The organism is Candidatus Symbiopectobacterium sp. NZEC135 (assembly GCF_025962695.1).
This window is the reverse complement of the sequence record NZ_JAGFPF010000103.1, coordinates 1-7,327: the sequence shown is the minus strand read 5'-3', so window position 1 is coordinate 7,327 and position 7,327 is coordinate 1. Positions and strand designations below refer to the sequence as shown.

The 7,327-nt window shown below is 50.9% G+C and carries 10 protein-coding genes; 5 read left to right on the top strand and 5 right to left on the bottom strand.

The features are described 5' to 3' along the window. The 3 genes from slmA to coaBC all read right to left on the bottom strand — a co-directional run. Window positions 1-257 (bottom strand): nucleoid occlusion factor SlmA (gene slmA / locus J5224_RS22895; RefSeq protein ID WP_264627547.1); only part of this gene is annotated, 257 nt, incomplete at its 3' end. A gap of 136 nt (window positions 258-393) precedes the next feature. Further along, window positions 394-852, bottom strand: coding sequence for a dUTP diphosphatase (gene dut / locus J5224_RS22890; protein WP_264627546.1), 459 nt, complete (start codon window positions 850-852; stop codon window positions 394-396). Next, entirely contained in the window at window positions 821-2,065 is a 1,245-nt protein-coding gene (gene coaBC, locus J5224_RS22885; RefSeq protein WP_413544715.1) for a bifunctional phosphopantothenoylcysteine decarboxylase/phosphopantothenate--cysteine ligase CoaBC, read from the bottom strand. Before coaBC ends, dut begins: the two co-directional genes overlap by 32 nt. Window positions 2,066-2,230: 165 nt before the next feature. Between coaBC and radC the strand changes: the two genes are divergently transcribed. From radC to J5224_RS22860, 5 genes are all read left to right on the top strand, one after another. After that, on the top strand, window positions 2,231-2,926 hold the full coding sequence (gene radC / locus J5224_RS22880; protein ID WP_264627545.1) for a RadC family protein: 696 nt from the start codon (window positions 2,231-2,233) through the stop codon (window positions 2,924-2,926). 238 nt (window positions 2,927-3,164) lie between these two features. Beyond that, complete coding sequence (gene rpmB, locus J5224_RS22875) at window positions 3,165-3,401, top strand: 50S ribosomal protein L28 (RefSeq protein ID WP_195314938.1); 237 nt, start codon at window positions 3,165-3,167, stop codon at window positions 3,399-3,401. A gap of 11 nt (window positions 3,402-3,412) precedes the next feature. Then, complete coding sequence (rpmG, locus tag J5224_RS22870) at window positions 3,413-3,580, top strand: 50S ribosomal protein L33 (protein ID WP_026738454.1); 168 nt, start codon at window positions 3,413-3,415, stop codon at window positions 3,578-3,580. Between the two features lie 81 nt (window positions 3,581-3,661). After that, window positions 3,662-4,471, top strand: coding sequence for a bifunctional DNA-formamidopyrimidine glycosylase/DNA-(apurinic or apyrimidinic site) lyase (mutM, locus tag J5224_RS22865; protein ID WP_264627544.1), 810 nt, complete (start codon window positions 3,662-3,664; stop codon window positions 4,469-4,471). A gap of 180 nt (window positions 4,472-4,651) precedes the next feature. After that, on the top strand, window positions 4,652-5,449 hold the full coding sequence (locus J5224_RS22860) for a glycosyltransferase family A protein (RefSeq protein ID WP_264627548.1): 798 nt from the start codon (window positions 4,652-4,654) through the stop codon (window positions 5,447-5,449). Window positions 5,450-5,500: 51 nt separating this feature from the next. Here the strand turns inward: J5224_RS22860 and coaD are convergent, their stop codons facing one another. Next, window positions 5,501-5,989, bottom strand: coding sequence for a pantetheine-phosphate adenylyltransferase (gene coaD, locus J5224_RS22855; RefSeq protein ID WP_264627543.1), 489 nt, complete (start codon window positions 5,987-5,989; stop codon window positions 5,501-5,503). 22 nt (window positions 5,990-6,011) lie between these two features. After that, window positions 6,012-7,298, bottom strand: coding sequence for a lipid IV(A) 3-deoxy-D-manno-octulosonic acid transferase (waaA, locus tag J5224_RS22850; RefSeq protein WP_264627542.1), 1,287 nt, complete (start codon window positions 7,296-7,298; stop codon window positions 6,012-6,014). Window positions 7,299-7,327: the final 29 nt, after the last annotated feature.

The window sequence follows — 7,327 nt, the reverse complement described above, 5'->3', positions numbered from 1 at the left end:
TGGAACGTATCTTTCTCATCTTGCAGGATCAGATTGATACGTGTTGTCAGCGAATCCTCAATAAACTCGATAAGGCTGTCAAACATCCGCGTTTTGCTGGGAAAGTGCCGATAGAGTGCGGCTTCGGAAACCCCGACCATTGCGGCAAGCTTTGCCGTGGTGATGCGTTGGCTGCCATCACTGGATTCCAGCATTTGCGCCAACGCTTGCAAGATTTCCTCGCGGCGATTCCTTTTCGTATTCTCTTTCTCTGCCATGTCAGAAAAGACCCTTGATCAAAAAGAAGCTGACAACTATTTAGAATTATTTGGGGCAACGTCTTGAATAAACGCTACAAAGACACGCGATTGACCGCGTGTCCAAGGGGTAACGCAGGGTATACCCATTTTCGGATCAACGACGACCAGAATGGCCGAAACCGCCTTCTCCGCGTTCTGTTCCTACAAAATCATCGACAATGTTGAATTCAGCCTGAACGACGGGCACAAACACCATCTGTGCGAGGCGTTCACCGGGCTCGATAGTGAAGGCTTGTTGGCTACGGTTCCAAACGGAAACCATCAGTTGTCCCTGATAATCCGAATCAATAAGCCCAACCAGATTACCTAATACCACACCGTGTTTATGCCCCAACCCTGAGCGGGGGAGGATAACCGCAGCCAGGCTGGGATCGGCGATATGGATAGCGATACCCGTTGGCACCAGTATTGTCTCCCCTGCGGCCAGTGAAATCCCTTCATCAATACAGGCTCGAAGGTCAAGGCCAGCCGAGCCTGCGGTGGCATAGGTCGGTAACGGAAACTGTTGACCAATGCGTGCATCAAGAATTTTTACGTCGATTTTTTTCATCATAACGGCGGACTATCTCATCGATTAAATGTTGGCCAAGGAGGCGCTTTTCGCACAGAGGTAAACGGGTGTCACCCTCCGGCCAAAACAGCTGCAATGCATTGGTGTCACTGTTGAATCCCTGTCCTGAAAGGGAAACATCATTTGCGCAAATCAGATCCAGATTTTTACGCGTCAATTTTTGTCGTGCGTATTCTTCCACATTCTGGGTTTCGGCAGCAAATCCAACAACGAAAGGGCGAGACGCTGGCATGGCCGCAACCCCCGCAATAATATCTGGGTTTTTAACCAGTGTGATACTGATTTCATCGCCCTTTTTTTTAATCTTGTCGTTGGCTATCTGTTTAGCACGGTAATCGGCCACGGCGGCACAGCCGATGACAATCTGCTGTTGTGCCGCATGAGACATCACCGCCTGCTGCATGTCCAACGCGCTGGTCACGTCAATGCGCCGAACGCCTGCGGGTGTTGGTAATGACACGGGCCCGGTGACCAACGTCACGTGAGCGCCACGCTCCGACGCCGCTTGAGCGATGGCAAATCCCATCTTTCCCGAACTGTGATTGGTAATGAAACGGACCGGATCGAGCGCTTCACGCGTGGGTCCCGCTGTGATCATAATGTTGAGATGTTGCAGATCGTTGACGTGTGAAAAATGTTTATCAGCGAGTTCAACGATAGCCAACGGATCGATCATTCTACCGGGACCGACATCACCGCAGGCCTGGCTACCGCTGTCTGGCCCCCAAACCAGGGCACCGCGCCGTACCAACGTGGCAAGGTTATCCTGTGTTGGCGTTGCGCGATACATCTGCTGATTCATGGCAGGTGCAATAGCGACGGGAGCAGCCGTTGCCAGGCAAAGTGTGGTGAGCAAATCGTTAGCCATGCCAGCGGCTAAACGTGCGATCACATCCGCCGTTGCGGGGGCAAGGATAATCAGGTCAGCCCATTTCCCCAGCTCAATGTGCCCCATCGACGCTTCGGCCGCAGGATCGAGTAGATCGTCTGATACTGGGTACCCTGAAACCGCCTGAAGCGTCAGCGGTGTAATAAATGCCTTCGCGGCAGGTGTCATTACCACGCGGACTTCTGCCCCGCGATCGCGTAGACGCCTGACAATTTCTGGGCACTTGTAAGCGGCAATACCACCGCTGATGCCGAGCACGATTTTTTTACCGGAGAGCCCAGGCTGATTGGAAAATCCCGTCATCATCTTTGTCCGATTAACGCCTAAGAGGAAACATTTTATCATAACCTTGCCGGTTGAGCGGAATCTTGCTCGCGTTTGTCTATGCGCGTGACGCTTTGTTGCAAGACCTCTTGCGTGCGGTTATGCAGGTGTTCGCTTGCGTTCTCGCCACGCTACCGTGAGCCTGACATGATAGGGCAACGATGGAAAGGAGGCACAACGGTGTGGATTGACGATCAGGCTCCGCGTGAAAAGCTTATTGCTTCGGGGGCTGAAGCACTTACGGATGTGGAGCTGTTGGCGATCTTTCTGCGCACTGGGCTGCCGGGTGTTCACGTGATGACGTTGTCGGAGCACCTGCTGCATCATTTTGGCTCCCTCTACCATGTCATGATGGCAGAGCAACGAACATTTTGCGCTGTGAAAGGGATGGGGGTGGTTAAATTTGTGCAATTTCAGGCGGTAGCGGAGCTAGCGCGGCGGCTTTATGCCACGCGTTTGGTGAAGGAAAAAGCGATGCTGAATCCCGAACTGACCCTACAGTACCTGCAATCGGCGTTGGCACATCAGACGCGAGAGATTTTTACCGTGCTGTTTCTTGATAATCAGCACCGTGTGATTCGACATCAAGAGATGTTTGCAGGTACTATCGCCAGCGTCGAGGTACATCCGAGAGAAATTGTGCGTGAAGCGTTAAAAGCCAATGCGGCGGCGCTCATTCTGGCGCATAATCACCCTTCCGGGGATGCAGAGCCGAGTAGCGCCGATCGTATGATAACGACGCATATTATTCAGGCATGCGCATTGATGGACATTCGCGTCCTCGATCACCTGGTAATTGGGCGTGGTGAGTACGTATCATTTGCCGAGCGAGGATGGATTTAGCATATTTTCCGCGATCCTTTGAGATCTTTCGCTGCTCGGGACTTGAGCACATCCACGCTAGAGCGTATACTACGCCACCTTTGAGAATCTTGGGTGTGGCGTTAAGAGCCTATCTCAGCAGGTTTACCCTGATGACAGTATCTTTACTTGTAAAGCTGCTGAGATGGGCTCTAAAGCCTGACGAGGCGGCCAACATCCTCTACGAAGCTCGAGCTGATTTGATTTTTGGAGAATAGACATGTCCCGAGTCTGCCAAGTTACTGGCAAGCGTCCGGTGACCGGTAATAACCGTTCCCACGCACTGAATGCGACCAAACGCCGTTTTCTGCCGAACCTGCATTCCCATCGTTTCTGGGTTGAAGGCGAAAAACGCTTTGTAACGCTGCGCGTATCTGCTAAAGGTATGCGTGTTATCGATAAGAAGGGTATTGAAGCGGTTCTGGCCGATCTTCGTACCCGTGGTGAAAAGTACTAAGGAACTGAATCATGGCTAAAGGTGTTCGCGAGAAGATCAAGCTGGTTTCTTCTGCCGGTACTGGTCATTACTACACGACGACGAAGAACAAGCGCACTAAGCCGGAAAAACTGGAACTGAAGAAATTCGATCCGGTTGTCCGTCAGCATGTGATCTATAAAGAAGCTAAAATCAAGTAATTTTAGTGGATTTATGAAAAACCCGGCCAAGGCCGGGTTTTTTTATGCTACGTTAGCCGCGGGAGTGTTCAGGAGGAGAAAATGCCGGAATTACCAGAGGTTGAAACGAGCCGCCGCGGGATATCACCCTATCTTGTCGGACACACCATCCTTCATGTTGACGTGCGTAATCCCCGCTTGCGTTGGCCCGTATCCAGCGAGATCCTTGCGCTGAGCGATCAGCCTATTTTGAGCATCACACGTCGGGCAAAATACCTGCTGTTTGCACTACCTGGTGGCTGGATGATTGTGCATCTGGGCATGTCTGGCAGTTTGCGCATTCTGCCGGAATATCTCCCACCCGATAAGCACGATCATGTGGATATGGTCATGGACAACGGTTATGTGCTGCGTTATACCGATCCCCGACGCTTTGGTGCTTGGCTGTGGACGACGGATCTTGAAACAAGCAGCGTACTTGCACACCTTGGCCCGGAACCTTTGAGTGAGGCATTTTCTCCCGACTATCTCTATCAACGTTCGCGCAAAAAGCACACAGCCATTAAGCAGTGGGTGATGGATAACAAGGTAGTGGTCGGCGTAGGAAACATTTATGCCAGTGAATCCCTGTTTATGGCGGGTATTCATCCCGATCGTGCGGCAGGCTCGCTGAGCGAATCAGAATCTGCTCGCTTCGTTCAGTCTATAAAGCAGGTATTACAGCGCTCGATTGAGCAAGGTGGAACGACGTTACGGGATTTCTTACAGTCAGATGGTAAACCGGGGTATTTTGCGCAGGAATTGCAGGTTTATGGTCGGGCGGGGGAGCTGTGCCGCGTATGCGGAACGCCGTTGTTAGCGAAAAAACATGGGCAGCGTAGTACATTTTATTGTCGTAGCTGCCAGAAATGATGCTGGATAAATAACGCCAGACTGCCGTTTGAAGGGCGAATCTGGAAAAGCATCAACAAGATTACAAAACTGAGGATTTTATCGGTGAACCACGAGTACTCTATTGCCGCACGGCATCCGCTTGATAAGCAGCATATAAAGTTAAGCTATGTTACGCACTTTTACTGCAATCAGGACAATATGGATTCCGTATTTTCGTTGCTGCGGCTATATGAGCAGTTGCCGGAAGATATCAGAACTGCGGTAGAGTTCGTGATTGTCGATGACGGTTCTCCGATTAAGTACGACGTTGGTACGTTTAATCTGAACATCACCTGGCTGCGTATTAATGAAGATATTCCATGGAATCAGGCTGGTGCGCGCAATTTAGGGGTGACCTACGCCAAGTCTGACAAAATATTCATCACCGATCTTGATCACGAGTTGCCGGAGTCCTCATTCCGCTACCTGATCAATTGCCGTAATCCCGGCCGCAATTTCTACAAAATCTATCGGGAAAGTCGTGAAAACGGCGTCAAAAAACGCGGCAAAGTATGTAACGTTGGCGACAGGTATTATGGTCATCCGAACACGTTCTTTATGTCGCGTGCACGCTTTATGCGCTTCTTTGGCTACGATGAGGAGTTTGCCGGAAATTATGGCTCAGAAGATTTCCGCTTCGTGAAATACCAGAAATACCAAGGTTCGCGCCAACATTACCTGCCGAAGAACATTCGTTGTTTTGAACGGGATGTGGATCGGGAAGAGAGTTACCATACGTTACAGCGCGACCTTTCCGCCAATACGCCGATTGATAAGCGTAAGAAGCAAGAGTGTAGCTTGTTCGGTGATGAATATGGGCAAAGCCGTATTTTTCTCAACTTTACCTGGGAAATTAAATACCGTAACAACGTAATGCCAGCGGCATTGCCTCCGTTAAAGACATGGTGGCGCCCACTGTGGTGGTTCCGCTATCTATGCGGTGCTATGGCGCGTTAATCATGTTGCCATTTTCCGGCGGAAGAACCGATCCACCCGCCGGATGATGCCTTACTTACCCTGCGCCAGCTTTTGCTTAAGCGCTGAGCCAATCGCATCGGGAAGAAAGTGTGAGACATCTCCACCGTGCCGGGCAACCTCTTTGACCAGAGAGGAAGAGATAAATGACCATGCTTCCGATGGCATCAGGAATACACTCTCCAGCGTTGGCATTAAGTGAGTATTCATTTTTGCCAGTTGAAGTTCATATTCAAAATCCGATACTGCGCGCAACCCGCGAATTAGCACATTCGCTTGCTGCTGTTGGGCGAAGTGCACCATAAGATCGGAAAACCCTACCACCTCGACATTCGTCAAATGTTGCGTTGCCTGCCGCGCTAATGCGACACGCTCCTCCAAACTGAACATCGTGTTTTTACTGGGACTGGCAGCAATGGCTAACACGATATGATCAAACAGATGTGAAGCGCGGGTGAGCAGATCCAGATGCCCATTGGTTAAGGGATCGAAGGTCCCTGGGTAAATTGCTTTGGTCGCCATGGGAATCCTTAACACCAGAGGGTTAGATAGATGAGTTTGCGCGTGGTGGAAGATAAGGCTCCAGCAGTGTGAGCAAACGCTGAAGTGCTCCCTGATTCTGGTGCAGCACTTCTACCGCGTGTCGCCCATAATAGAGCCGGTAATCTTCATCCGTCAGCAGGCTGTTCACTTCTTTGACAATACTGTCGGTATCTTTCACGGTGATCAAACCGCCTGCTTCTGACAATTTAAGGCAAATATCTTTGAAGTTAAAGGTGTGTGGACCCATCAATACCGGGATGGCATGTGCCGCAGGCTCCAGGGGATTATGCCCTCCCCGTTCAACTAAGCTTCCACCGACAAAAGCGATGTCAGCGATGCCGTACAGCATCATCAGCTCGCCCATGGTATCGCCAATCACCACTTGAGTATCCGCTGCTGGCACTTCACCGCTGCTACGCAAGGTGTAGCTAAAACCCAGACTCTGGGTAAGTGCCTGAGTTGTCGGGAAACGCTCAGGATGGCGAGGTACCAGAATCAACAGCAAATCGGGAAACCGGTTCAGCAATTCACGGTGCGCGGCCAAAATAATCGCTTCTTCACCTTCATGAGTGCTGGTTGCAATCCACACTGGGCGTCGAGAAGCCCATTGACGTCGTAGCGCTATGGCTCTCGCCGCTAATTCAGGTGTGACGGAAATATCAAATTTCAGACTACCCGTGACGGCTAAGTGTGAGCGCGGTAAACCGAGATCGATAAAGCGCTCACCATCTTCTTGGTTTTGAGCGGCGATCAAGGTGGTGCGGCGCAAAATGCGACGAGTCAGAGAGCCAATTTTTTTATAACCTGCCGCTGAGCGTTCAGAAAGCCGTGCGTTGGCAATAACCAGTGGAATATCACGGCGATGAAGTTCGGTGATAAGGTTGGGCCACAGTTCGGTCTCCATGATGATCACCAGTTTTGGGTTCACCTGATCGAAGAAGCGCTTAAGAGCACAAGGAAGATCGTAGGGGAGATAAACATGGTAGACATCATTGCCGAAGGCAGACCGTACACGCTCTGAACCGGTCGGCGTCATGGTAGTGACTGTAATAGGCAAAGAAGGGTAGCGGTGACGGAGCGCTCTGACCAAGGGAATGGCCGCCAATGTTTCACCTACAGAGACCGAATGCAGCATGATACCGTTGGGTTTGACCTTCTCCACACAGAATCCATAGCGTTCACTCCAGCGGCGACGGTAGGCAGGCGCTTTGCGTCCTCTTAGCCACAGACGGAGCCAGATTAATGGTTGAATGAGGTAAAGCAAGATGGTGTAAAGGGTTTGTAGCATTGGCATTGGCTATTTTAGAGTTATCGCTG

What these genes read in the sequence shown, in the direction of transcription:
- dut (WP_264627546.1), bottom strand. Translation starts at nt 852, where the DNA reads ATGATGAAAAAAATCGACGTAAAAATTCTTGATGCACGCATTGGTCAA.
- coaBC (WP_413544715.1), bottom strand. Translation starts at nt 2,065, where the DNA reads ATGATGACGGGATTTTCCAATCAGCCTGGGCTCTCCGGTAAAAAAATC.
- radC (WP_264627545.1), top strand. Translation starts at nt 2,231, where the DNA reads ATGATAGGGCAACGATGGAAAGGAGGCACAACGGTGTGGATTGACGAT.
- rpmB (WP_195314938.1), top strand. Translation starts at nt 3,165, where the DNA reads ATGTCCCGAGTCTGCCAAGTTACTGGCAAGCGTCCGGTGACCGGTAAT.
- rpmG (WP_026738454.1), top strand. Translation starts at nt 3,413, where the DNA reads ATGGCTAAAGGTGTTCGCGAGAAGATCAAGCTGGTTTCTTCTGCCGGT.
- mutM (WP_264627544.1), top strand. Translation starts at nt 3,662, where the DNA reads ATGCCGGAATTACCAGAGGTTGAAACGAGCCGCCGCGGGATATCACCC.
- J5224_RS22860 (WP_264627548.1), top strand. Translation starts at nt 4,652, where the DNA reads ATGGATTCCGTATTTTCGTTGCTGCGGCTATATGAGCAGTTGCCGGAA.
- coaD (WP_264627543.1), bottom strand. Translation starts at nt 5,989, where the DNA reads ATGGCGACCAAAGCAATTTACCCAGGGACCTTCGATCCCTTAACCAAT.
- waaA (WP_264627542.1), bottom strand. Translation starts at nt 7,298, where the DNA reads ATGCTACAAACCCTTTACACCATCTTGCTTTACCTCATTCAACCATTA.